This is a genomic window from Micromonospora sp. AMSO12t (assembly GCF_008806585.1).
Lineage (GTDB): Bacteria > Actinomycetota > Actinomycetes > Mycobacteriales > Micromonosporaceae > Micromonospora > Micromonospora reichwaldensis.
Map to the genome: position 1 here is coordinate 1 of NZ_WAAS01000637.1, position 420 is coordinate 420.

The 420-nt window shown below is 66.2% G+C and carries 1 protein-coding gene; it reads left to right on the plus strand.

Going from position 1 to position 420, the window contains the following annotated elements:
* Positions 1 to 104 precede the first annotated feature (104 nt).
* On the plus strand, positions 105 to 420 hold a 316-nt coding region (locus F6X68_RS33290; RefSeq protein ID WP_151457899.1), incomplete at its 3' end, for a helix-turn-helix transcriptional regulator.

The following is a 420-nucleotide window of genomic DNA, read 5'->3' on the forward strand; positions in this document are numbered from 1 at the left end:
TGACCTCATATTCGGGTGAGGCGAATATGCGGCCGCCTTGAAAGCCCAGGAAGGCCTGGTATTATCCTAGTATTATCCAGACCCTCCATCGCGAGACCACGCCCATGGCCGATCCCCGGCGCGTCGAATTCGGTGATTTCCTCAGGTCCCGCCGAGAAAAGCTGTCGCCTAAGACGGTCGGACTTCCCGCAGGGAGCAGGCGGCGCACCGCAGGCCTGCGCCGCGAGGAGGTGGCCCAGCTCGCCGGCATCGGGGTCGACTGGTACATCCGACTCGAGCAGGGCCGCACCGTCAGCCCGTCCGTCACCACCGTCGATGCGCTGGCCCGCGCGCTACGCCTGTCCAAGACTGAGCACACGCATCTGAAGGCGCTGGCGCGCGACGGCGACAGACGTGCGTTCACCCGCGAGATCGTGCCGC